Source organism: Nocardia sichangensis (genome assembly GCF_047200615.1).
Lineage (GTDB): Bacteria > Actinomycetota > Actinomycetes > Mycobacteriales > Mycobacteriaceae > Nocardia > Nocardia sichangensis.
Window position 1 is genome coordinate 131125 of sequence record NZ_JBJZOK010000010.1, and the last position, 23830, is coordinate 154954.

Sequence of the window (23830 nt, forward strand, 5' to 3'; positions counted from 1 at the left end):
GCCTAACCGAGCCGACCGGACCGCGCAGCGCCGCGATCAGTGAGCGGCGAAGCAGGACCCGGAGGGCGCGCCCGGCAGGCAGACTTCGGCGATGGCGGAGACGAGCAGCCACGCGCCGAGCGACAACGCACCCACGGCGATCGCGCCGAACACGAAAACCCACAGCAGGCCGGGCAGCCGGGTGAGCCTGGCGAGTTGATCGGCGTCGGAGTCGACCTCGTGATAGCGGGCACGTTGCTGCCGGGAGCGGCTTCGTTGCAGCTCCAGCACCGGCCGTGCCCCGGCGAACAGCAGGAACCAGGCCCCCAGGTAGGCGAACCCCGCTTGCAGCGTGTCGGTGCCGAACCAGGAGACCACGAAGACCACCGCGCCGAGGCCGAGCACGGTGATGGCGCCGTAGACGTTCCTGATCTTGATCAGCAGCGCGGCGAGCAGAACGATGGCGGTCCAGAGCATCAGCGTGATCCGGCTCGCGCCCAGCAGCGCGGCGAATCCGAGACCGAGCAGCGGCGGTGCGGGGTAACCGGCCATGGTGGTGAGGATCATCCCGAGGCCGTAGGGTTTCCCGCTCGACACGGTGAGCCCCGAAGTGTCGGAATGCAGTCGGATGCTGTTGAGCTTGCGGCCGGTCAGCAGGGCGACCAGGGCGTGCCCGCCTTCGTGCGCGATGGTGACGATATTGCGGGTCAACCGCCAGATCGGGGTGTAACCCACCAGCACGAGCGCCGCCACCGCGGCCGCCACCACCAGCCACCACGGCGGCTGCGCTTGCGTCGTCGTCAGACGATCGGCGATGGAAGCGCCGCGCTCGAAGAATTCCGCTCTTTCCACCGCCGCACCTTAACCGCCCGCGGACGACAGCGCTCGGGGCATGGGTTCGACGCTGGGACGTCGGAGCCGAACGCGTGCGGCTCGCCTCGCCGCGTCCTCTCGTGGAGGGCCGGTGCGCCGCTCGTCGCCCCTGAATCAGTCGCCCGCGCCGTTCAGCCGGTGCGATCGAGGGTGCCGGTCATATCCCCTGCCACACCCTGGGTTCGGTACGAGAGCGTCCCGTCAGGTCGCAACTCCAACCGGGACGTCGCGCCGTCATCGTTGCAGCCGCCGGGATCCTTGGTGAGTCTGGCGGTCAGCACCACACCGTTGGCCGTGGCGGACGTGAGCGTTTCGGACCGGCCGCATTGCAGATGCGCGAATCTGCCGGTATTGGTCGATTCTCCGACCTGCTCGCCGACGTTCCCAGGATTGATCCGCACGACGATGTCGTAGCTGCCCAGAATGTCCCGCGCGACACCCTGCCATTCGCCGACAAGTGCGTTCGGAACGCTCGTGCCCGACGGGCCTGCGCTGGTCGGCGTCCCGTCACCGGCTTGCGTGGCGGTAGCCGTCGGAGCGTCGCCGCCGCCTCGGGTGGTGGACGTCGGAGAATCACTGTCGGTCGGCGTCGCGGTCTGCGCGATCGAGTTCGCGGTATCGCGCCGTAGTTGCGCGCCGACCACGAACGCCGCCACGGCGACCGCGATGCCGACGACGAGGGCTCCCGCGACCAGCAGGACGCGGTTCGGACTGTGTGCGCGAGGTGCCGGGGTGGTGACCGGACCACCGGGCGAATCGTATTGCGCGGGTGGTTGAATCCGTTGCCCCATGGACGTGGCGGCCGCCTGCGGCGAGCCGGGATAGTGCGTCGGTCTGTGTGCCGACCGTCCGGGATCGCCCTGCGCGTACCGCGGATAGGTAGGTGGCGCGGGGCGGACCACGGTGTCGGCCGTACGCGCCCTATCCGCGGGCGCGGAGAACTGGCTGCGGTCGAATGCGCCGGAGTCCAGGTCCAATAGCTCGACCGCGCGTCGGCCGACCTCCTCGAGCACCGGCGCGGGCAGCCAGCCGCCGCGGTCGGGGATGCCCAGTGCGGTGAGCTGGGCGAACAGCTCGTCCGGAGTCGGGCGAGCCGCGGCGTCCTTGATCAGGCAGGCGGCCACCAGCGGGCGCAGCCGCTCCGGCACGTCATCCAGCTGCGGCTGCTCGTACACCACCCGCCACAGCATCTGCACCGTCTCGCCGACGCCGAACGGTCCGTGGCCGGTCGCCGCGAACACCAGGACGCCGCCCAGCGCGAAGACGTCCGCGGGTGGGCCGACCGGATCGCCGGTCACCTGCTCCGGGCACATGAATCCCGGTGAGCCGATGACTTTTCCGGTCGTGGTGAGCTTGCTGTCGTCGACGGCGCGGGCGATGCCGAAATCGATCACCTTGGGACCGTCGAGGGCCAGCAGAACGTTGGACGGTTTGAGGTCGCGGTGCACCACACCGGCCCGGTGGACGGCGGTCACTGCCTCGATCAGCCCGTGCGCCAGCACGAGCAGCGCGTTCTCGGTGAACGGTCCGTACCGGTCGACCGCGTCGGCCAGCGAGAATCCCGCCACGTAACCGGTGGCCAGCCACGGGGGATCGGCGTCGACGTCCGCGTCGAGCACCGGCGCGGTGAACTGTCCGCCGACCCGGCGCGCGGCGGCCACCTCGCGCCGGAAGCGCTGCCGGAATTCGGCGTCGATCATGTCCGGGCGGATGACTTTGACCGCGACGGTGCGCCCTCCTGGGTTCCGGCCGAGGTAGACCCGGCCCATACCACCCGCACCGAGGACGCCGAGCAGGCGATAGTCCCCGATCCGGGCCGGATCGTTCGTGCCGAGCGGTTGCATCGCGCAGCTGGCTCCCTTCGTGGCGTCGACCCTCCGAGAGGCTACCCACCGGGACCGCCCATGTCCGCGCGGCGAACTGCCCGGGCTAACCCGCCATGCTCGGCGCGGGCGCGGGCTGCTCTCGTCGCGCCCGCCTGGCCAGCAGATACGCGGCGATCGCCGCCGGGATGTTCATCAGAACCCCGTACACCGCGCCCGGAACGGCCATGGTGTCGTTGTCCAATACCGAAGCGGCGACGGCGATCGCGAGCGCCGCGTTGTGCACGCCGATCTCCATGGCCGAGGCGATCGCCTGATCGGCTTCCACCCGCAACAGCCGGGGCAGGAAATAGCCCACGGCCAGACTGATCACGGCGAAGGTCAGGCAGATCGCGGACAGCTCTCCGATGTGCTCGGTCAGGATGTCCAGGTTCGAGCCCACTCCGGCCGCGATCACCAGCGCGAGGACCACGACGGACAGGATCTTGACCGCACCGCGCATCCGCCGCGACCACTCCGGGAACCGCCGGTGCACCACCATGCCGATCGCGACCGGCACCAGCACGATGGCGAAGACCTGCGCGAATTTGTCCGGCCGCAGTCCGACCGAACCCTCGCCGTCCAGGAACAAGGCGTAGGACAGCGCCACTACCACGGGCAGGGTGAATACCGCGAGCACCGAATTGATCGCGGTGAGTGTGATGTTCAGCGCCACGTTCCCCCCGGCGACGTGACTGAACAGGTTGGCCGACGCTCCGCCCGGCGACGCCGCGAGCAGCAGCATGCCCGCCGCGAGCGCGCCTTCCAGTCCGAACAGGCGGATCAGGCCGAGGCACACCGCGGGCAGCAGGACCATCTGGCACGCCAGCGCGATCACCGCCGCTTTCGGATACCGCAGCACGCGCGCGAAATCGTCGGTCGTCAAGGTCAATCCGAGCCCGAACATCACCAAGGCCAGCGCCAACGGCAGCAGCACGGCGAAAACCGTTGTACCCATTCGGGTCTCCTCTCACAGGGCGGCCCGGACCGGCCGATCCCGGGGACCGACGTTATCGAGTCGCGGCGAAGGTGGCCAGCCCCGATCAAGCGGTGACGGTCACACCCAGCGCCGCCGACTCGCGTGCTTTCGTCAGCAGGCGCAGGGTGGTGACGGCGTCGCGCGGGTCGACGGGCACCGGAGCGCCGTCGAGCAGCGCGGCGGCCATGGCGGAGTAGAAATCGGGGTATGCGCCGGGTGCGGTCGGCACGGGGGCGAAGTCCGGTTCCGCGCCGAGCACGCCCCAGTGCTCGGCATCGACTGTGCCCCAAGGGGAATCGTTTCCCGGGCGGCGACCGGATCGGAGTGCTTCCTCCTGCGGGTCCAGCCCGTAGGTCACATACCCGGCTTCCGATCCGAGCACCCGGAAACGCGGGCCGAGTTGCGCGGCGACGGCGCTCATCCAGAGGTGGGAGCGGACACCGCCGGTGTGGGTGAGCGCGACGAACGCGTCGTCGTCGGTGGTGATCCCTTCCCGCCGCCGGTCCAGCTCGCAGTACACCGAAGCCACCGGGCCGAACAGGGTCACGGCTTGGTCCACCAAGTGGCTGCCGAGGTCGAGCAGGATGCCCGCGCCCTCCTCGTCCGTGCCGACCTCCCGCCAGCCGCCCTTCGGCACCGGACGCCACCGTTCGAACCGGGACTCGAAACGCCGCACCCGGCCCAGTCTTCCGGTCTCGACGAGTTCACGCACCGTCCGGAAGTCGCCGTCCCAGCGCCGGTTCTGGAAGACCGACAACGCGAGGCCGGACCGCTCCGCGCGCCGGACCAGATCTTCGGCGTCGTCCACCGCGACCGCGAACGGTTTGTCGACCACGACGGGCAGCCCGGCCTCCAGCGCCTGCCCGGCCAGCGGCGCGTGCGTGTGGTTCGGTGTCGCGATCACAGCCAGATCGATGCCGTCCGGCGTGGCGAACAACTCCTCGGCGTGCGGCACCACACGCACACCGGGATGTTCGGCGCGCGCCCGCTCGGCACGCTCCTCCGAGGAGGTCACCACGGCAGCGACCCGCATCCGCGGTTGCGCGGCGATCAGCGGAGCGTGAAAAACCGATCCGGCCAGGCCGTAGCCGACAACGGCGACCTCGATGATGCTCATAACCCGACGCTACCGCCGCTGAAGACCGCATCAGGCTTCACCACGTAGGCGCTGGTCGGCCGAGGAGCGCCACCTCGAGCGGCGCGCCACCGAAGTGGATCGGACCGTTCGCTCTTGTGCTGCCGCAACCGGTGGTCCGGTGACGATCGGATCGTATGTCCGGCAGACGGAGACGCATCGGCCCGGCCGTGTAGGTGCCGCGTCGTGCGCCGGTCGAGCGGATGTCGGCCGCCGATGGTCCGGCTGTCGACCTGCGACGTTCTGGCGCGTGCGGCGATGGTGGCCGGTGGACACTGCGCGAGGTTCGGGACGACCCGCCGGACCGGCCGCGCGCGGGCCGGTTCTTCCCGCCCAGCGCGGGGCTCAATGCGGCGGCGCGGCGGAGTACTCCTGTTCGGGCCGCCCGGTGCTGCCGTAGCGCAGGCTCATGCGCACCGCGCCGCCGGCGACGAGTGCGGCGAGATAGCGCTGGGCGGTGGCCCTGGAGATGCCGATGGCGCTCGCTACCTCTCCTGCGGACAGGGGCGTGCCCGCATCGAGAATTGCTTGCAGGACAGCGTCTTTGGTGGGGGAGACCACGGTCGCCGCCGGGCTCGCGGTGACCGAAGGACGCAGCGCGTGCAGCGCCGCGGCGACCCGGGCGTTGTCGACCTGTGGCACGGCGAGAATGCGCCGGTAGCGGGCGTAGGCGGCGAGCCGGGCGGCGAGTTCGGTATGCGGGAAGGGCTTGACGAGGTAGGACACCGCACCCGCCGCGACGGCGGCGCGCACCGACTCGCTCTCGGTCGACGCGGTGAGCACCATGGCGTCGCAGCGCAGCTCGCGGACGAAATCGATACCGGATCCGTCGGGCAGGTAGACGTCCACCAGCGCCAGGTCGATCGGCCGCGCCGCGACGAGTTGCCGCGCGGCGGCGAGGGTATTGGCGGTGCCCGCCACCGTGAAACCCGGGATTGCCTGCACGATCCCGGCGTGCAGATTCGCCACCCGGAAGTCGTCGTCGACGATCAGGACGGTCAGGGACGGCGGGGCCATGACACCTCGCTCTGCGCGAGCACCCCGGGGATGCGTGCGATGAACTCCGCGCCGGTCAGTGGCGGCTCGCCGCCGCCGGGACTCGACAGGCGCACCTCGCCGCCGTGGGCGCGGACGATCTGGCGGATCAGGGCGAGGCCCACCCCGCGCCCACCGGGGACGCCGAGGTCGTCGCGGGTCGAGATCCCTTCGGTGAACAGCGTGTCCACCAGGTCGGGCGCGACACCGTCGCCGCTGTCGGCGACGGTGATGTGCAGCGTCGAATCCTCTTGCACCAGTTCCACTTCCACCTGCCGCACCGGCCGCTCCCGAGCGCGCACGGCCTCCATGGCGTTGTCCAGCAGATTGCCGAGCACGGTGGTCACGTCCACCGGATCGGCGAGATCGCCCTCGACCCAGGTGTTGGGCCCGAGCACGAGTTCCACCCCGTTCTCCCTGGCGTGCGCGGCCTTGGCGGCCAGGAATGCCTGTAGATACGTGTCGTGGATGGCATCGATGCCCGGCGTCGCCGGACCGAGCGGACCCGCCCCGATCAGCTCGTCGACCGACCGCGCGGCCTCCTCGACATGCCCGCTGTGCAGCAGCCCGCTGACCAGGTGCATCTTGTTGGAGAACTCGTGGCGCTGCGCGCGCAGCACCGTGCTCATCGACTGCACCGCGTCCAGCTGCCTGGTCAGCGATTCCACGTCGGTGCGGTCGCGCACGGTGAGCACCGCGCCGAGATCACGGCCGTCCCGGCTGACTCGCCGCGCCGAGACGATGACGACGTTCGCACCGACCGTCGCCGAGGCGGGTTGCCGATCGAGGTCGCGGAACACCTCCAGCACTCGCGGGGTGAGCCCGATCTCGTCGACCGGGCGCCCGATGTCCGGCGCGATGCCGAGCAGCCTGCGCGCCTCGTCGCTGACGAAGGTCGTGCGCCACGACGCGTCGACGGCGAGCACGCCGCCGCCGATGCCGTGCAGCACCGCGGCCTGCCCCCGGACCAGTTCGGCCAGCTCGTCGGGTTCCAGCCCGAGCGTCAGCCCGCGCCAGCGGCGGGCGAGCAGGATCGATCCGGCGATGCCGACCGCGAGCGCCACCGCGACCAGGCCGCCCGCTGTGCGCAGGTCGCCGAGCAGTTGCTCGTGCACCGCGTCGGTGGCGATGCCGACGCTGACCGCGCCGACCACACGATCGGAGCCGGGCGCCGTGACGGGGACCTTCGCGCGCACCGAGTCGCCGAGCGTGCCGCGTTCCTCGGTGATCGACTCGCGGCCCGCGAGCGCCTCGGATGGATCGGTGCTGACGTGCTCGGCGAGCCGTGCGGCGTCCGGATGCGCCAGGCGGATGCCCGCGTCATCGGTGATCACCACGAACAGGGCGTTGTTGCGCTGGGTCGCGTCCACCGCGAGCCGCTCCAGCGGGCCGGTGGCCAGCTCCTGGCGCACGCCCGGATCGACCGCGCCCGGCGCGTACCTGGCCACCTCGGCGCGCACCACCGGGTCGGCGGCGACGGTGCGCGCGACGGCAAGCGCGCGCTGACCGTAGGCGTCGCGCAGCCGCTGATCACTGAGATAGCCGAACACCGCGAACGCGACACCGAGCGTCAGCGCGACGACCAGGATCTGCGACAGCAGAACCTGGGTCCGCAACCGCACGGCCCGCGCGCCCTCAGTGGCCATGGCCGCAGCATAGGCGCAGACCACCGCGCGCCGCGCATGAGCAGAATGCGCAAAACCCGCATATCCCGCGTTTGTGGCGGTTGTGCGCACAAGCTCCGGCGTGTGACCGGGGCCACGTACGTTCGCCCTACCCGATCTCGCAGAAGTAGGAAGCAATGACGCAATCCCTCATCGAGCTGCGGAACGCGACCAAGCGTTTCCCCGGCACCGGCGGTGGCATCCACACCGCCATGCGCAATCTGAACCTCACGGTGCGCCCCGGCGAATTCGTCGCCGTCGTCGGCCCCACCGGATGCGGTAAGTCCACCACGTTGTCGCTGGTATCCGGGCTGGAACCGGCCTCGGCCGGGCGAACGCTGGTGCGCGGCAAGGACGTCGACGGCATCCCCGAAGGCATCGGCTACATGTTCCAGCAGGACGCGGTGCTGCCGTGGAAGAGCGTGCTGGACAACGTCGCGCTCGGCCCGCGCCTGCGCGGCGCGTCGAAGGCCGAGGCGCGGGCGAAGGCGTCCGGATGGGTGCGCAAGGTCGGTCTGGCCGGGTTCGAGAGCTACTACCCGCACCAGTTGTCCGGCGGCATGCGCAAGCGCGTGGCGCTGGCACAGACACTGGTCAACGAGCCGGAGATCCTGCTGATGGATGAGCCGTTCAGCGCGCTGGACGTGCAGACCCGGCAGCTCATGCAGGACGAGCTGCTGCGCGTCTGGGCGGGCACCAACGCGGCGGTCGTCTTCGTCACCCACGATCTGGAGGAGGCGATCGTGCTCGCCGACCGGGTGGTCGTGATGACCGCGAGCCCGGCCACCGTCTGCGGAGACTTCACGGTGGGCCTGACACGGCCGCGCAGTGTCGAGGACGTGCGGCTGACCGCCGAGTTCCGCGACATCTACAAGGAGATCTGGGAGACGCTGCGCGATCAGGTCGAGGCCGCTCGGGCGAAGGGAGCCTCCCGTGTCGCATGACGTGCTGGTGCAGGACGCCGTCGACGAGCCCGCGGTGGAGAACGAGACCGAGGCACAGATCCTGGCCCGGGTGCGTACCGCCGCGCGGCGCGCCCGGATCCGGACTTGGGGCCTACGCGTCGCGCTGGTAGCGCTGTGGCTGGGTGCGTGGGAGCTCACCGCCACGGTGTGGATCGATCCGTTCTTCTACTCGAAGCCGTCGCTGATCTGGGCACGGTTGGTCGAATGGTTCACCGAGGGGACGCAATTCGGCTCGATCTGGCTGCAGATCTACACCACCGTGCAGGAGGCCGTGCTCGGTTTCGTGATCGGCACGGTGGCCGGCGTCGTGCTGGGCGTGCTGCTCGGCCGCAGCCGGTACTGGGCCGAGGTGCTCGCGCCGTTCATCAAGGCGCTCAACGCGGTTCCGCGCATCGTGCTGGCGTCGCTGTTCATCATCTGGTTCGGTCTCGGCCTGAGTTCGAAGGTCGCGACCGTGGTGGTGCTGGTGTTCTTCGCGGTGTTCTTCAACGCGTTCACCGGTGCGCGGGAAGTGGACGGCAATGTGATCGACAACGCCCGTATCCTGGGCGCGAGCCGCAGGCAAGTGCTGGTGTCGATCGTGCTGCCGAGCGCGACCACTTGGATCCTCTCCAGCCTGCACACCGCCTTCGGTTTCGCGCTGATCGGCGCGGTGGTGGGCGAGTACGCGGGCGCGAGCAAGGGCCTGGGTCTGCTGATCAGCAACGCGCAGGGCACCTTCGACTCGGCGGGCATCTACGCGGGCATGATCATCGTCACCGTGGCCGCGCTGATCGCCGAGTGGGGGATCGGCATGGCGGAGAACCGGTTGCTGAAATGGCGGCCATCGCAGGCGACCTCGAACCACGGGATCTGACCATGAGGCATCGCAAGCAACTCGCGCTCGTCGCCGTCGTGATCGCGGCACTGTTGGCGGCCACCGGATGCCGGGACTCCCGCGCCATTCCGACGGCCGACGGCCGACCGCAGATCACCATCATGGTGGGCGGGATGGAGAAGGTGATCTACCTGCCCGCCGTGCTGACCCGGCAACTCGGCTTCTTCGAGCGCAACGACATCGACGTGAAACTGCTCGGCGAGCAGTCCGGAGCCACGGCCGAGACGGCGTTGCTCACCGGCGACGTGCAGGGCGTGGTCGGCTTCTACGACCACACCATCGATCTGCAGGCCAAGGACCAATGCATCCGCTCGGTGGTGCAGATGTCCGACGTGCCCGGTGAGGTCGAACTGGTGTCGAAGGCGGACGCGGACATCACCTCGGTCGCCGATCTGCGCGGCAAGAAGCTCGGCGTGACCTCGCTCGGCTCGTCGACCGACTTCCTCACCCAGGCGCTCACCGGCCAGGCCGGGATGAGCACCGCCGATTACACCCGGGTGAAAGTGGGTGCGGGGCAGACGTTCATCGCGGGCATGAACCACGACGGCATCGACGCGGGCATGACCACCGATCCCACGGTGGCGCAGATGGTGAACTCCGGCGATGCGCGCGTCCTCGTCGACCTGCGCACCGAGGCGGGCACCAGGGCCGCGCTCGGCGGGCTGTATCCGGCGACGTCGCTCTACATGAGCTGCGCGACGATCGATGCCCACCCGGACATCGTGCGCAAGCTCGCCGCCGCGTTCGTGCAGACGCTGCAGTGGATCCGGACGCACACGCCCGAGGAGATCGCCGAGAAGATGCCGCCGCAGTACGCGAGCGCGGGCAAGGACCTCTACGTCCAGTCGATCCGCGATTCCATCGGCATGTTCAACGGCGACGGGTTGATGAAACCCGAAGGCGCGCAGAACGTTCTGGAGATCCTCGGCAAGTACTCGAAGAACGTGCGTCCCGTGCGCGATCGGATCGACCTGTCCGAGACCTACACCACGCAGTTCGTGGAGGAGGCGTTGCGCGCGCCGCGACCGTAGCGGCCGGTGAACCATGCCCGGACGCCCGGAATCGTCCCGGGCGGCCGGTCGGCGGCCGGTGCGCCGACAGCCGCGCCGAGCTTCTCAACTGTGGAGACACCGCACCATAAACCGACATGAGAGGTGCTCCCATAAGCCGAAGTACGTCACGGCAGCCGAGGTGCGCGTGCATCATCTGATCGGATTCGCCGGGCTGATGTGCTTCCTGCTGCTGGCCTGGCTGCCCAGTACCGACCGCCGCGCCGCCGCCGCTCGGCTGCCGCGGATCGCCGTCCTTTTGATCGTGCAACTCGCGCTCGGTTTCCTGTTGCTGAAGACCGGGATCGGAGGCACGGTGATCCGCGCGGTCAGCGACGCCTTCGCCCACATCCTCGGCTACGCCGCCCAGGGCACCGCGTTCGTATTCGGCGACCTGCCCGCCGTCGGCAGCGGCGGGCCCGCGTTCCTGTTCGCGGTGCTGATGCCGATCGTGCTCGTGTCCGCGCTGATCGGCATCCTGCAACACCTGCGGGTCCTGCCGTTGATCATCAAGTACCTCGGCCTGCTGCTGGCCTGGGTGAGCGGCTTCGGCAGGATCGAATCGTTCAACGCGGTCGCCTCCGCCATCCTCGGCCAATCAGAGGTGTTCATCTCGCTGCGGGCCATGCTCGACGACATTCCGCCGCAGCGGATGTACACCCTGGCGGCCTCGGCGATGTCGACGGTCTCGGCGGGCATCCTCGGCGCCTATATGGTGCTCATCGACCCGAAGTACGTGATCGCGGCCATCGTGCTGAATATGCTGGGCGCCTTCGTGGTGTGCTCGCTGATCAACCCCTACAAGGTCGGCGCCGCCGACGACGCCCGGCTGATCGGCGAGGAGATCGCCGACAGCCGTAAGCGGCAATCGTTCTTCGAGATGCTCACCGAATACATCCTGGTCGGCTTCAAGGTCGCGTTCACCGTCGCGGCCATGCTGATCGGATTCATCGCCTTGCTCGCCATGGTCAACGGAATCTTCGCGGCGCTGTTCCACGGCACCACGTTCCAGGACGTGATGGGCCACGTCTTCGCCCCGCTGGCCTGGTTGACCGGCATCCCGTGGGACGAGGCGGCGGCCGCGGGCCGGTTCATGGGCACCAAGCTGGTGTCCAACGAAGTGGTCGCCATGCAGGAACTGAACCGGCAACACGCCGGACTGTCGGACCACACCGTCGCGATCGTCTCCACCTATCTGGTGTCGTTCGCGAACTTCTCCACCATCGCCATCGTCACCGGCGCGGTCCGCAGCCTCAGCGAGAAACAAGGCACCGTCATCGCCCGCAACGGGCTTCGCCTGCTCTACGGCGCCACCTTGGTCAGCTTCCTGTCCGCCACCATCGTCGGACTGCTGAGTTGACGGTTCAGCCGTTGGCCCCCTCGACCGCCCGCAGTTCGGCCTTCCACTCCCGGAAGCCCTCCTCGGTGCGGCCGCGGCGCCAATATCCGGAGATCGACGCCGCCCACTCGGCGGAAACGCCGCGATCCTTGCGGATGTAGCGGCGCAGGTCTTTCATGACCGCTTCGGCTTCGCCGTGGATGAACACCTGGACCTGCCCCGGCGTCCACGGCGCGGAGCGAACGGTCTCGGCGAGCACCTCGCCAGGGGGCCGCGCGCCGCGGTGCAGCCAGGTCAGATCGATGCCGTCCGGCTTCTTCACCGGCAGTTCGTCGTCCGGACCTGCGACTTCGACGAACGCCAGCCCCGTCGCCTCGCCGGGCATCGCCTCGAGCGCGGCGGCGATGGCGGGCAGCGCCGCCTCGTCACCGGCCAGCAGATACCAGTCGGCGTCCGGGCGCGGGGCGTAGGCGCCGTTGGGGCCATGGAAATCGATGGTCTCGCCGGGCTGGACCGCGGCAGCCCACGGTCCCGCGATGCCCTCCGCGCCGTGGTAGACGAAGTCGACCGCGATCTCTCCGGCGACGGGGTCGACGGACCGGACGGTGTAGGTGCGCAGCACCTCGTTCCCGTCCTGCGGGAAAATGAATTTCACGTACGAGTCGGTGAACTCGCTGGGACGGAACGCGGCGAAGCCGGGACCGCCGAGGTACACCCGGATCAAGTGCGGGGTGAGCCATTCGGTGCGCTGCACCGTGAGGGTGGTGCGGGGACGTGCCAAGAGAACCTCCGATATAAACAATTAGGATTGCCTTACTTACCCTACCTGTGTTCCGCTCAGGCTGCGGCCAACCGCTGACGGCGCGCCGTCCTGGCGAAAGGATGATGCCCATGACGCAGTCCGTGCCGACCCCGACCCACGCCGTGCAACAGCGCTACCGCGACCCGCAACCGGTCGAACCCGCGCAGTGGAACCAGGTCCTGCAGGTGCTGCACGAGCATCGCTCGGTGCGCCGCTACCTGTCCGACCCGGTGCCGGACGCCACACTGCGGCTGCTGATCTCCGCGGCGCAGTCCGCGCCGACCTCGTCGAATCTGCAGGTCTGGAGCGTCATCGCGGTGCGTGACCCGCAACGCAAGGCGCGCCTGGCCGCGCTCGCGGGCGATCAGGCCCACATCGTGCAAGCGCCGGTGCTGCTGGTCTGGACGGCCGATTTCGCGCGCCTGCGCCAGCTCGCCGAAGACCGGAGCGCGCCGCTGGAGGGCGCGGACTACCTGGAATCGAGCTACGTCGGATTCATCGACGCCGCGCTCGCGGCGCAGAACGCGGTGGTGGCGGCGGAATCGCTCGGGCTCGGCACCGTCTACATCGGCGCGCTGCGCAACAAGCCGGAGGAAGTCGCCGCCGAGCTGGGATTGCCGCCGCAGGTCTTCGCCGTCTTCGGCTTGCTGGTCGGTCACCCGGATCCCGCCGAGGACGCGCGGGTGAAGCCGCGCCTGCCGCAGGACGCCGTCCTGCATCGGGAGACCTACGATTTGGACGCGCAGCGGGTGCACGTGGCCGAGTACGAGACCCGGATCGCGGAATTCTATGCCGAACAACGGCTCTCGCATTCCTGGACCGAACGTGTGCTGGCCCGGCTCGCCTCCGCGGCGGCACTCAACGGCAGACATCGGCTGCGGGAATCGCTGGCCAACCACGGCTTCCGCTTGCACTGACCCGCCTCAGGCCGCGACCTTCTCGGTGAGCAGTTCGAACGATCGGGCGCGGTCGTCGATGTCGTAGACCAGCGTGTTGATCATCAGCTCGTCGGCCTGGGTGCGGCGCAGCAGATCCTCGAGCTGACCGCGCACCGTCTCCGGGGAGCCGAGCAACTGCCCGGCCCGGCGCTGCCGGATGAACGTGCGCTCCTGTTCCGACGGACGGAACGCGGCCGCTTCCTCCGGCGTGGCCAGTGCCTGCGGTGTGCCGCGCACCAGGTTCAGGAAGGCCAGGTCGCGCGGGCCGGCCAGGATTTCGGCGCGCTCGTCGGTGTCCGCGCAGATCGCCGCGACCGCGACCATCGCATGCGGGCGCTCCAGGCGCTCCGAAGGCCGGAAGTGCTCGCGGTAGAGCGCGAGCGCGGGCTCGGTGTTGTCGGGGGCGATGTGGTGTGCGAAGGCGAACGGGACCCCGAGCAGCGCCGCGACCTGGGCGCTGTAGCCGCTGGAGCCGAGCAGCCAGACCTCCGGTTCCTCACCGCGCCCGGGCGTGGCGGCGATGCCGCCGGGGTCGGACCCGCGGAAGTAGCCCAGCAACGCGGCCAGTTCCTGGGGGAACGACTCCGCCGACAGTCCGTCCGCGGTCCGCCGCAGCGCCCGTGCGGTCGCCTGGTCGGTGCCCGGCGCGCGTCCGATGCCCAGGTCGATCCGTCCGGGATGCAGCGCGTGCAAGGTGCCGAACTGCTCGGCGACCACCAGCGGCGCGTGGTTGGGCAACATCACCCCGCCGGAGCCGACGCGGATGGTCGAGGTGGCCGCGGCCAGGTGGGCCAGCAGCACGCTCGGCGCCGAACTGGCGATGCCGGGCATGTTGTGATGCTCGGCGACCCAGAAGCGGTGGTAGCCCAAAGCCTCGGTGCGCCGGGCCAATTCGGTGGTCGCGTCGAGCCCCTCGCCGACGGTGCGGCCGGACTGCACCGGCGCGAGATCCAGTACGGACAGCGGGACGTCGATCATGGGTCTCCTCACAGTGGCGATCTCCACTGCCAACGTCGCGGGTCCCCGGTGTATTTCGCCGGCCGGCTCAGCCGCGCGCGATCGCGCGGAACACCTCGATGGTCTCCTGCTCGTCCTGGGTGGTGCCGTAGTCGCTGAGTTTGACGATGACGGTGCCGCTGGGCGGGTCGACGTAGACGTACTGGCCGTAGACGCCGACGGCGGTGAGATCGGCGCCGTCCCCACCGGTCGGGTGCCACCACTGCGCGCCGTAGGGCCAGTCGCCCACCCGGTGGACCGGGGTGCGGATGCGTTCGATCCAGGCCGGCGGCACGATCTGCGCGTCGCCGACGCGGCCGCCGTCCAAGACGATCTGGCCTATCTTGGCGAAGTCGCGGGCCGTCGCGTTCAGGCAGCAGAACGCCTTCTCCTGACCGCCCGCGCGATCGAGATTCCACAGCGCGGCGTCCTCGGCGCCGATCGGAGCCCACAGGTCGCGTTCCAGCAGTTCACTCAGCGGCAGGCCCTCGGCCCGCGCCAGCGCCATGCCCAGCAGCTGGGTGTCCACGCTGCGGTACTCGCCCGCGCTGCCCGGCGGAAACCGCAGGCCCTGATGCTCGCGGACGAACCCGGCGAGGTCCTCGGTGAGGTACATCCGGGCGGTGCCGGTCAGCGGCATGTACTTGTTGTAGTTCTCGTCGACGTCGACGCCGGAGGCCATGTCCAGCAAGTCGCGGATGGTCACGGTGTCGTACGGGCCGCCGGTGGTCAGCTCGGGCAGGATTCGCACCAGGCGGTCGTCTTCGTTGAGCCGCCCCGCCGCGATGGCGCGGCCGGTCAGCAGTGACACGACGGACTTCGCTACCGACCACGAGGACTGGCGGGTGGTGGCCGTGACGCCGTCGCGATACCACTCGTGGGTGAGAGCGCCGCCGCGCAGAACGAGGAACGAATTGGTGTGCGTGGCGCCGAGGAAGTCGGCGACCGAGATCTGCGAGCCCTTCCACGGCACCCCGTCGGGCAGCGGCCGCGGTGCGACCGGCAGCGGACGCGGCGTGGGGGAGGCGGCCACCGTGCGGCTCTCGAACAGTTCGCCCTGTGTCGAAGGCGGGTCGGTCAGCAGTCGCAGCAGCGTCGGCGGGGCCGGGATGTGCAGGACCGCGGTCGTCGCGAACGCCGCGCCGGCCAAGACGGCGACGACAGCGAGCAGGACGACGGCGGTGCGGAGCGCGTAGCGGCGCGTTCGCGTGCGCCGGGACGGCGATTCGGTCATGACGGGAACCCATCGTCGGGGAATCCGATGATGGCATGCCGGACGCCCGTCCGGTAACCGCGCACGACCGCCGCGGTCGGCCCGGAGACGACGCGCGCGCGGGCGGGGCGGTAGCGTGACCACGTGCTCCGGACCGGACGTGCGATGATCCGACGTCGCGTGTTCGGCGACCGGATCGTCGCATCGCTGCCCAGCGAAAGGACCGCAGTATGACAGCCTCCGACCGTCACCTCCAGGACGCGGGACCATCGGTTCCGGCGGACACCGGCGACTCGGAGGGTTATGCCCGGGGCCTGAGCCCGCGCACCATCCAGATGATCGCCATCGGCGGCGCGATCGGCACGGGCCTGTTCTACGGCGCGGGCGGCGCGATCGAGCAGGCCGGGCCCGGCCTGATCCTGGCCTACCTGGCGGCGGGCCTGGCCATCTTCGTGATCATGCGGGCGCTCGGCGAACTGCTGACCTACCGGCCGATCTCGGGGAGTTTCGCCGAGTACGCGCACGAGTTCCTCGGCCGCTTCGCCGGCTTCGTCACCGGCTGGTCGTACTGGGCGGTGTGGGTGGCCACCTGCATGGCCGAGATCACCGTGGCGGGCAAGTACGTGGAGTACTGGTTCGACATCGCCCCGTGGGTCACCGCGCTGGTCGTGCTCGCGGTGATGTTCTGCGCGAATCTGATCTCGGTGCGGCTGTTCGGCGAGGGCGAGTTCTGGTTCTCCACCATCAAGGTCACCGCGATCGTCGGCATGATCCTGCTCGGCATCGGCGTGCTGCTGTTCGGCTTCGGGCACGCGACGAACCCCACCGTCACCAATCTGTGGGCCGACGGGGGCGTGTTCCCCAACGGCATCGGTCAGTCGCTGCTCGTTTTGCAGATCGTGCTGTTCGCCTACGTCGGCGTGGAGTTGGTCGGCGTCACCGCCGGGGAGGCGCGCGAGCCGCGCAAGACTCTGCGCAAGGCGATCAACACGCTCCCCTTCCGGATCGGCCTGTTCTATGTCGGTGCGCTCGTTGTGATCATGTCGGTGTCCAGCTGGCGCAATTTCCACGCGGGCAAGAGCCCGTTCGTGGAGGTCTTCGAGCTGATCGGCATCCCGGGCGCGGCGGGCATCGTCAACTTCGTGCTGCTCACCGCGGCGCTGTCATCGTGTAACTCGGGGATCTACTCCACCGGCCGGATGCTGCGCACCTTGTCGCTGCACGGCGAGGCGCCCGCCCGGCTGAACAAACTGAGCGCGAACGCGGTGCCTTATGTGGGGATCTCCGTGTCGGCGGCGGCGATGGTGATCGGCGTGATCGTCAATGTCATCTCCCCGGACAAGGCCTTCGCCTACATCACCTCGGTGTCGACCATCGGCATCATCTTCGTCTGGGGCGTCATCCTGGTCTGTCACCTGCTCTACCGGGCCAAGGTCGCCCGCGGCGAACTGCCCGCCAGCGACTACCGGCTGCCCGCCGCGCCCTACACCACCGTGCTCGCGCTGGCGTTCCTCGGTTTGGTGGTCGTGCTGCTGTTGTTCACCGACAGCGGGCGCACGGCCCTCGTCGTCGGCGCGGTGTGGGCGGTGCTGGTGTCGGCCGGATACTTCGTGCTGCGCAAACTCGGCAGTTCCAGCACGCCGACCGACGTTACGCACACCAGCTGACGGCCCGTTTTCCGCTAGACGGCGAGGAAGAGCGCGGCGGCGCCGATCGCCTCCACCGCGCCGTAGAACCAGGTGGGATAGAACGCGGTTCGCTCATCGAGCACGGCCGAGAGCACCCGGCCGAGGGCCATGCCCGCCAGTGCCGCGCCGATCGCGACCATGATCCCGCCGCGCAGCCCTGCGAGGTCGATGGCGGCCACCGCGAGCACGGCCGCCATCGCCAGTCCGAAGCCGCCGTAGACGGCGCGCACCTCGTAGCGCGCGCTCGGTTCGGTGAGCCGGATGCCGAACGGTTGAATCAGAGCGGCGGGCGCGGCGAGCGCGTAGATACCCATACCCAGGAAGAACACGCCGACTATTACGCATACGGCCTGCGCCACTGCGACCTCCAGAATCTCGTTCGGCTGGAACGCCAGCTTGCGCCGGCCGCGGTTCGAACGCTTCCGAAAACCCGCTGTCTCCGCCTCAGGCGTTCGCCGAACGCCGGGGCATCATGGCCGAGGCGACGAGCAGGACGACGGCCATCGCCGCGATCGTGACGAAGACCAGATGCACCGCCGAGGCCAGTGTGGCGGGCTCCGGATGATCGGTGTGGCCGACGCGCGAGTTCACGATGGCGCCGAACACCGCGACGCCCACCGCACTGCCGATCGAGCGTGCGAACATGTTGGCCGAGGTGACCACACCCCGCTCGGTCCATTCGGCGCTGGTCTGCGCGGCGATCAAGGTGGGGGTGGCGACCAGTCCCATCCCGGTGCCGATCACGAAGCAGGACGCCGCGACCTGCCACAGGGTGGAATGCTGCGTGATGAACAACGTGCTGGTGGCGCCGAGGGCGGCCAATCCGCTACCGATCAAGGCAGTAGTGCGAAAGCCGAAGCGCAGGTACACCTTTCCCGCTTGGGACGCGGCCAGCGGCCACCCCAGCGTGAGTGCGCCCACCGTCAGACCCGCGACCAGCGCCCCGGTGCCCAGCACGCCCTGGGTGAAGGTGGGGACATAGGAGGTCGCGCCGAGCACGACGGCGCCGACCAGCACCGACGCCAAGCTGCTGGCGATCACGACGCGCCGGGTGAACACCCACAGCGGCAGGATCGGATTCCGCGCTCCGCGTTCCACCAGCCCGAACAGCACGAGCACGACCGCGCCGCCCGCGAAGATCCCGATGCTCGACGGAGACGACCACGCCCAGGCTTGCCCGCCTTCGAGCAGTCCGAGGATCAACGCGCCCGCGCCGAACGTCAGCAGTGCCGCGCCCAGATAGTCGACGCTCTGCCGCTGCCGGGGCGCGCTCTCGGCGAAATTACGCACCAGCATCCATCCGGCGAGCGCGGAGAGCGGAAGGTTGATCAGGAAGATCCAGCGCCAGCTGACGTACTCGGCGAACAGGCCGCCCAGCAGCGGGCCTGCCACACTCGACATGGCCCACACGCTGGCCAGATAGCCCTGGACCTTGGCACGCTCGGACAGCGTGTACAAGTCGCCCGCGATCGTCATCGTCATCGGCTGGATCGCTCCCGCGCCGATACCCTGGACGGCGCGGAAGACGATCAGTCCGAGCATGCTGGTCGCGACGCCGCACAGCAGCGAACCCAGCGCGAACATCGCGATGCCGAACAGGATCACCGGTTTACGGCCCACGGTGTCGGCGAGTTTGCCGTAGATCGGCACCGTCACCGCCTGCGCCAGCAGATAGATGGAGAACAACCAGGGGAACTGCGCGAAGCCGCCGAGACTGTCGGTGATGGTGAGCACCGCCGTGGCGATGACCGTCGAGTCGAGCGCGACCAGCGCGGTCGCCAGCATCAGCGAGCCGAGAATGGCACCGCGCTCGGATCGGAAACCCACGGACACCGTCGCGGTCTCGGTCGCCACCCCGCGGCCCCTCTCGTTCGCCTGTCTAACCACCTCGAACGACCGTATCCGGTTGCCGACTATTCCCGCATGGAATTTTTGTCCGCCCTGTGAACCGGGAAGGGCTGCTCACCGGAGCATCGGTGAGCAGCCCGTGCTCCGATTTCAGTGGGACAGATCCGCCCCGGTGGGTGGCGGTTCGGCTTCGAGTACGGCGAGTTCCTCGTCGGTGAGCAGCCGCGAGCGGATCAGGAAGCGCACGCCTTCGGGCGCTTCGAGAGAGAACCCGCTACCTCGGCCGGGCACCACGTCCACGGTGAGATGGGTGTGCCGCCAGTAGTCGTACTGGTCGGCGCTCATCCAGAACGGGGTGTCCGCCGCCGGATACCCGAGCAGCACGTCCGACCCGCCGACCCGGAACTCGCCGCGCGGGTAGCACATCGGTGCGCTGCCGTCGCAGCAGCCGCCGGACTGATGGAACATCACCGGACCGTGCTGTTCGATCAGTCGGCGCAGCAGCGCTTCCGCGGGTCCGGTGAACTCGACGCGGCGGGCCGGCTGCGGCATCAGAAGAACCCGAGCTTGTCCGGCGAGTAGCTGACCAGCAGGTTCTTGGTCTGCTGGTAGTGGTCGAGCATCATGCGGTGGTTCTCGCGTCCGATGCCGGACTTCTTGTACCCGCCGAAGGCCGCGTGCGCGGGGTAGGCGTGGTAGCAGTTGGTCCACACCCGGCCCGCCTTGATCTGGCGGCCCAAGCGGTAGGCGGCGTTGATGTCGCGGGTCCACACACCCGCGCCGAGTCCGTAGAGGGTGTCGTTGGCGATCTTCAGCGCCTCGTCCACGGAGTCGAACGTGGTCACCGACACGACCGGTCCGAAGATCTCTTCTTGGAAGATCCGCATGTCATTGCGGCCGGAGAAGATCGTGGGCTCGACGTAGAAGCCGCCGGGGAACTCGTCGACCTTGCGCGGGCCGCCGCCGGTGAGCACCTCGGCGCCTTCCTGGCGGCCGATGTCGATGTAGGACAGGATCTTCTCGAACTGGTCGTTGCTGGCCTGCGCGCCGATCATGGTGGCCTCGTCGAGCGGATTGCCGCTGCGGATGGCCTTGGTCCGCTCGATGCACCGGGCGATGAACTCGTCGTAGATCGAGGAGTGGATCAGCGCGCGGGACGGACAAGTGCACACCTCACCCTGATTGAGCGCGAACATCACGAAGCCCTCCACGGCCTTGTCCAGGAAGGCGTCGTCGGCGGCCATGATGTCGGGCAGGAAGATGTTGGGGCTCTTGCCGCCCAGTTCGAGCGTGACCGGGATGATGTTCTCGCTGGCGTACTGCATGATCAGCCTGCCGGTGGTGGTCTCGCCGGTGAAGGCGACCTTGGCCACGCGCGGGCTGGCTGCCAGCGGCTTGCCCGCTTCGACGCCGAAGCCGTTGACCACGTTGAGGACTCCCGGCGGCAGCAGATCGGCGATCAGTTCGACGACCTTCAGGATCGAGGCCGGGGTCTGCTCGGCGGGCTTGAGCACCACCGCGTTGCCCGCGGCGAGGGCGGGCGCGAGCTTCCAGGTGGCCATGAGGATCGGGAAGTTCCAGGGGATGATCTGGCCGACGACGCCGAGCGGCTCGTGGAAGTGGTAGGCGATGGTGTCGGCGTCGATTTCGCTGATCCCGCCTTCCTGGGCGCGGACCGCCCCGGCGAAGTAGCGGAAGTGGTCGACCGCCAGCGGCAGGTCGGCGGCCAGCGTCTCCCGTACCGGTTTGCCGTTCTCCCACGTTTCGGCCACCGCCAGCGCCTCGAGGTTGTCCTCGATCCGGTCGGCGATCTTGTTGAGGATATTGGCCCGTTCGGTCGTCGACGTCGCGCCCCACGCGTCGGCCGCCTGATGCGCGGCGTCCAGGGCCAGGTCGATGTCGGCGGCCGAGGACCGCGCGACCTCGCAGAACGTCTGGCCGTCCACCGGCGACGGGTTCTCGAAGTAGCGGCCTTCGACCGGCGCGGTCCACTCACCGCCGATGAAGTTGTCGTAGCGCGTGGCGAATTCGACGACGCTGCCCTCGGTTCCCGGCTTCGCGTAGCTCATGGCGGGTGACTCCTCGCTGGTTGCGGACGTGATGCACACGGCGGGTCGGCCGTGATGCGGGTCACTATGCCCCGCGAGGGTTGACGAAACGTTGAGGCGCGCGAGCTCAGTCGCGCAGCGCGCCGTGCAAACGGGCGACCGCGAGCGCCCGGCGCCCGTCGCCCCGGGGAAGCAAGCGCAACGCGTGTTCGTGGATCTCTATGTCGTGCGGTGCGCGCTCCCCGTAGCGCAGTGCGTGCTCGACGTTTCCGCTGGACAGCACCGCGGTGCGCACACCGACTTCCAGGTACTCGCGCCACTGCACGATGCCCGGCGTGTCCGAATCCGGCAGCAAGGGGCCGCGATACAACTCGACCGCCGTCGCGGTGTCGCCCGCTTCGAGCGCCGCGAGCACGTCCACGGCGTCACAGGACAGGGGGCTCACCAGCCGATAGACCCGGCTGGCGATGTCTCCGCCGGTGGCGCGACGCAGATAGGACATCTCCGATTTGAGCGTGCTCGTGCCGACCGGCCGGTCGCCGTACACCGCGAAGTGCAGGCGTTCGTGGGTGAAGCCCTCGGGCTCGAGCGCCAACAGCGTCAGTAGCTCCAGGTGCCTCGGGCGTAGCCGGACGGGTGCGCCGTCCCGGATCAAGCGGGCCGCGCCGAGGCAGGTCAGTCGGACCCCGGGCGCGGCCATCCGGTGGTGCAGCTTGGTCTCGATGGCGGTGACCAGGGTGCGGGCGGTGGACATGGCCAGCGGGTGGGCGCGGTCCCAGGTGGTGGACAGGTCGAGTACGCCGAGCTGGCGACCGTCCGCGCCACGGATGGGTGCGCAGTAGCAGACCCAGCCGTGCAGTGCGGCGACCAAGTGCTCGGCGGAGAACACCGTGTGCGGCTGTTCGGTGCGCAGCGCCAGCGAGAGCGCGTTCGTGCCCATGTGCGCCTCGTCCCAGCGACCGCCCGGCGCGAAGTTCACCTGTTCGGCGCGGCGGCGCATCACCGGACCACCGTGCGACCAGAGGATGGTTCCGGTCTCGTCGGTGATCGCCGCGACGTAGCCCGCGCCCTCGGTGATGTCGCGCAACTGATCGGTCAACTCGGATACCGGTGTGCGCAAAGAAGACGCGGCCCAGCGCGCGGTCACGTCGGCGTCGGCGACTGGCGCGTGCTCGCAGGACGGATCGACGGTGCGCAGCGACCGCAGCCATGATTGCGCCACCTCGCTGCGCAGCGCGGAATCACCCTGCGGTGTCCCGGCCGGTATCCATCGGGACCACTCTTGTTCCAGTGCAGCGCGCCGCTGCGAGAGGGAACTGCGCTGTGCCATCTCGCGGATCCTGTGTCTCGCTCCGATCGTCTCCGTGCCATCCCATCATGCCCCAGCGCACGGCCGGGCATTTGGTTTTGGCTCGCGGTCCACGGGGCTGGACGGCAACCATCGACGGTCGGATCGCCGCGTCCCCCTCGGCGAGTGGCGCGCGAGCGCACGCGCCAGGGAATCCCGGCGGTTCGACCGGCGATCGGTGTGCGGTCGCCCTGCGGCGGCCGCACACCGAACCGGCCGACTACGGCGTGGAGAAACCGATCAGCGCACCGATGCCCGCGCCGATCGGGATGGTGACCAGCGCGCCGACCCCGCCGAGGAAGAAGCCGAGCACGGCGCCGATCCCCGCGCCGATGAGGGCGCCGATCCCGGCGTTGTACTGCTTGCGGGCGAGCGTCTCGTCCTCACCGACGAACTGGTTGAGGCGCTCGGTGGTGGCGGGCGAACCCACCGGCGTCACCGTGAGGGTGCGGCCCGCGTCGGTGATCGCGGGGGCCAGCCCGTGGGTCGCGCCGGAGGCCTGGAACGCCAGCGGCAGCGTCGCGACGACCTGTCCCGTTTCGCTCCGCAGCTCGACCGCCGCGGCGTCGGCCGTCAACGCGAAGGTGCCCGCGTCGAGGGTGGTGACCACCCCTGTCCCGTCGGCGGCGGGAGCCGAGGTGAAACCGAGGCCCTGCTCGACACCGTGCACACTGACCTGCGCGGGCGTGGCGGGCTGGGCGTGCGCGACGCCCGTCGCAATTCCGGTGGCCCCGACCGCGAGTAGGGCGGTTGCGGCGAATCTATTGACTCTCATCGTATTTCCCCACTTAGTCGTGTCGGCCACGAGTGCCGACGAATCCCCAAGATGCCGGTTCTCGGCCCCACCATTCTGGCCGCAGTGGATTCCCGAAGCAATCGTTCTGCGAATTCCGTGGAAAAATCCGTGCAGCGCTCGCGACGAATGCGCGCATGAATTATGCGGGGACACTGGTGGTTTCGTCGATACGATGCTGCCGATTGCCGAATATGTGCTATTGGCCTGCGGCGCAGCAAAATTGGTCAAGCGCGTGGGGCGATTTCAGCAAAAAGTCCTGGTTCCGAGAGCGATTCAGTCAATAGCGACAGCTGGGCGCTGCGGGGATGCTGCGTCAATGCCCCCACTGCACTCAGGTGAGCGGTGGCCGCGGCGCCGGTAGTGCGTGGTCGCGGTCGTCGCGGCGGCGCTCATCCC

The 23830-nt window shown here is 69.3% G+C and carries 21 protein-coding genes; 6 read left to right on the forward strand and 15 right to left on the reverse strand.

The features are described 5' to 3' along the window. Positions 1-36: 36 nt before the first annotated feature. From ACL03I_RS16350 to ACL03I_RS16375, 6 genes are all read right to left on the reverse strand, one after another. A complete protein-coding gene (locus ACL03I_RS16350) occupies positions 37-831 on the reverse strand; it encodes a M50 family metallopeptidase (protein ID WP_355076378.1) in 795 nt (264 codons plus the stop codon). 152 nt (positions 832-983) lie between these two features. Next, a complete protein-coding gene (locus tag ACL03I_RS16355) occupies positions 984-2696 on the reverse strand; it encodes a serine/threonine protein kinase (protein ID WP_412806358.1) in 1713 nt (570 codons plus the stop codon). A gap of 85 nt (positions 2697-2781) precedes the next feature. Continuing rightward, the gene (locus ACL03I_RS16360) at positions 2782-3672 is read right to left on the reverse strand and encodes a bile acid:sodium symporter family protein (RefSeq protein ID WP_364433495.1); all 891 of its coding nucleotides are present in this window, start codon (positions 3670-3672) and stop codon (positions 2782-2784) included. 85 nt (positions 3673-3757) lie between these two features. Continuing rightward, positions 3758-4810 (reverse strand): Gfo/Idh/MocA family protein, encoded by a 1053-nt coding sequence (locus tag ACL03I_RS16365; RefSeq protein ID WP_412806359.1) that lies wholly within the window; start codon positions 4808-4810, stop codon positions 3758-3760. Positions 4811-5173: 363 nt separating this feature from the next. Further along, the gene (locus ACL03I_RS16370) at positions 5174-5845 is read right to left on the reverse strand and encodes a response regulator transcription factor (protein ID WP_412806360.1); all 672 of its coding nucleotides are present in this window, start codon (positions 5843-5845) and stop codon (positions 5174-5176) included. After that, positions 5827-7509 (reverse strand): ATP-binding protein, encoded by a 1683-nt coding sequence (locus ACL03I_RS16375; RefSeq protein ID WP_412806361.1) that lies wholly within the window; start codon positions 7507-7509, stop codon positions 5827-5829. Before ACL03I_RS16375 ends, ACL03I_RS16370 begins: the two co-directional genes overlap by 19 nt. Before the next feature lie 155 nt (positions 7510-7664). On the opposite strand from ACL03I_RS16375, the gene ACL03I_RS16380 reads away from it, so the two are divergent. From ACL03I_RS16380 to ACL03I_RS16395, 4 genes are all read left to right on the forward strand, one after another. Further along, positions 7665-8471 (forward strand): ABC transporter ATP-binding protein, encoded by an 807-nt coding sequence (locus tag ACL03I_RS16380; RefSeq protein WP_412806362.1) that lies wholly within the window; start codon positions 7665-7667, stop codon positions 8469-8471. Beyond that, the gene (locus tag ACL03I_RS16385) at positions 8461-9348 is read left to right on the forward strand and encodes an ABC transporter permease (protein ID WP_356965336.1); all 888 of its coding nucleotides are present in this window, start codon (positions 8461-8463) and stop codon (positions 9346-9348) included. Before ACL03I_RS16380 ends, ACL03I_RS16385 begins: the two co-directional genes overlap by 11 nt. Positions 9349-9350: 2 nt before the next feature. Next, positions 9351-10400: an ABC transporter substrate-binding protein gene (locus tag ACL03I_RS16390; protein ID WP_412806363.1), complete on the forward strand. Its 1050-nt coding sequence runs from the start codon at positions 9351-9353 to the stop codon at positions 10398-10400. A 166-nt stretch (positions 10401-10566) separates the two neighbouring features. Next, positions 10567-11778, forward strand: a complete 1212-nt coding sequence (locus ACL03I_RS16395; RefSeq protein ID WP_412806364.1) for a NupC/NupG family nucleoside CNT transporter — start codon at positions 10567-10569, stop codon at positions 11776-11778. 4 nt (positions 11779-11782) lie between these two features. Here the strand turns inward: ACL03I_RS16395 and ACL03I_RS16400 are convergent, their stop codons facing one another. Further along, on the reverse strand, positions 11783-12538 hold the full coding sequence (locus tag ACL03I_RS16400) for a siderophore-interacting protein (RefSeq protein WP_412806365.1): 756 nt from the start codon (positions 12536-12538) through the stop codon (positions 11783-11785). Between the two features lie 110 nt (positions 12539-12648). Between ACL03I_RS16400 and ACL03I_RS16405 the strand changes: the two genes are divergently transcribed. Then, complete coding sequence (locus ACL03I_RS16405; RefSeq protein WP_356965330.1) at positions 12649-13476, forward strand: NADPH-dependent oxidoreductase; 828 nt, start codon at positions 12649-12651, stop codon at positions 13474-13476. Between the two features lie 6 nt (positions 13477-13482). Here ACL03I_RS16405 and ACL03I_RS16410 read toward each other — a convergent pair whose 3' ends face one another. Further along, entirely contained in the window at positions 13483-14475 is a 993-nt protein-coding gene (locus ACL03I_RS16410; protein WP_356965329.1) for an LLM class flavin-dependent oxidoreductase, read from the reverse strand. 67 nt (positions 14476-14542) lie between these two features. Then, entirely contained in the window at positions 14543-15727 is a 1185-nt protein-coding gene (locus tag ACL03I_RS16415) for a serine hydrolase domain-containing protein (protein WP_364433472.1), read from the reverse strand. Between the two features lie 209 nt (positions 15728-15936). Here ACL03I_RS16415 and ACL03I_RS16420 point away from each other — a divergent pair, with 209 nt between their 5' ends. Next, complete coding sequence (locus ACL03I_RS16420; protein ID WP_355076354.1) at positions 15937-17373, forward strand: amino acid permease; 1437 nt, start codon at positions 15937-15939, stop codon at positions 17371-17373. Between the two features lie 14 nt (positions 17374-17387). Here the strand turns inward: ACL03I_RS16420 and ACL03I_RS16425 are convergent, their stop codons facing one another. The 6 genes from ACL03I_RS16425 to ACL03I_RS16450 all read right to left on the reverse strand — a co-directional run bounded on the left by ACL03I_RS16425 (position 17388) and on the right by ACL03I_RS16450 (position 23413). After that, a complete protein-coding gene (locus tag ACL03I_RS16425) occupies positions 17388-17753 on the reverse strand; it encodes a DUF4345 family protein (RefSeq protein WP_355076352.1) in 366 nt (121 codons plus the stop codon). 85 nt (positions 17754-17838) lie between these two features. Next, positions 17839-19248 (reverse strand): MDR family MFS transporter, encoded by a 1410-nt coding sequence (locus ACL03I_RS16430; RefSeq protein WP_355076351.1) that lies wholly within the window; start codon positions 19246-19248, stop codon positions 17839-17841. 144 nt (positions 19249-19392) lie between these two features. After that, positions 19393-19794, reverse strand: coding sequence for a DUF779 domain-containing protein (locus tag ACL03I_RS16435; protein WP_412806366.1), 402 nt, complete (start codon positions 19792-19794; stop codon positions 19393-19395). Then, positions 19794-21311, reverse strand: coding sequence for an acetaldehyde dehydrogenase ExaC (exaC, locus tag ACL03I_RS16440; protein ID WP_355076347.1), 1518 nt, complete (start codon positions 21309-21311; stop codon positions 19794-19796). The genes ACL03I_RS16435 and exaC overlap by 1 nt, the downstream gene beginning before the upstream one ends. A 106-nt stretch (positions 21312-21417) precedes the next feature. Next, positions 21418-22620, reverse strand: a complete 1203-nt coding sequence (locus tag ACL03I_RS16445) for a transcriptional regulator (protein WP_412806367.1) — start codon at positions 22618-22620, stop codon at positions 21418-21420. Between the two features lie 238 nt (positions 22621-22858). Then, entirely contained in the window at positions 22859-23413 is a 555-nt protein-coding gene (locus ACL03I_RS16450) for a hypothetical protein (protein ID WP_364433457.1), read from the reverse strand. Positions 23414-23830: the final 417 nt, after the last annotated feature.